This window comes from Aeromonas sp. Y318-1 (genome assembly GCF_027706125.1).
In the GTDB taxonomy this organism is placed as follows: domain Bacteria; phylum Pseudomonadota; class Gammaproteobacteria; order Enterobacterales; family Aeromonadaceae; genus Aeromonas; species Aeromonas hydrophila.
The window spans coordinates 1-691 of the sequence record NZ_JAPDCM010000051.1 but is presented as its reverse complement, the minus strand read 5'-3'; the positions used below and the strand labels follow the sequence as shown (position 1 = coordinate 691).

Below are 691 nucleotides of genomic sequence, written 5' to 3'. Positions count from 1 at the left end.
AGGTCGGCCTGGTGACACTGATCGGCCTGATCAGCAAACACGGCATCCTGATCGTCGAGTTCGCCAACCAGTTGCGCCACGAACAGGGGCTGGAGCGTCGCGAGGCCATCGAGCAGGCCGCCGCGATCCGCCTGCGGCCAGTACTGATGACCACCGCGGCGATGGTGCTCGGGGTGATCCCGCTGATCCTCGCCACCGGCGCCGGGGCGGTCAGTCGCTTCGACATCGGCATCGTGATCGCTACCGGCATGTCGGTGGGCACCCTGTTCACCCTGTTCGTCCTGCCGTGCATCTACACCCTGGTGGCCAGGCCGGATGCCCCGCCAGGCGTGACGCAAGCGGCAAACGCACACTGATCGGAAACGGCGGATAGCGACAACAGCGCTGTCCGCCGGTGCTGTCGCCCCATCCCACAGCCCTCCGGGCGCGATCCTATGTCCGCCGGCAGCCGCCTCCAGTAGACTGCCCGCTGAAACGCAGTGGTGAGACGAGCATGGCCGAGAGCGCTTTTTCCGAACGTATCGTGCAGAACCTGCTGGATACCGACTTCTACAAGCTGACCATGATGCAGGCGGTGCTGCACAACTACCCCAACGCCGAAGTGGAGTGGGAATTCCGCTGCCGCAACGCCGAGGACCTGCGTCCGTACCTGGCGGAGATCCGCTACCAGATCGAGCGCCTCGCCGAAGTC

General features: G+C 65.3%; 1 protein-coding gene and 1 pseudogene. Both read left to right on the top strand.

Going from position 1 to position 691, the window contains the following annotated elements; all coding sequences use genetic code 11:
* On the top strand, positions 1-356 hold a 356-nt coding region (locus tag OKB87_RS23550; RefSeq protein ID WP_270828628.1), incomplete at its 5' end, for an efflux RND transporter permease subunit.
* A 137-nt stretch (positions 357-493) separates the two neighbouring features.
* A pseudogene (locus OKB87_RS23545) lies at positions 494-691 on the top strand (hypothetical protein); the annotation flags it as partial.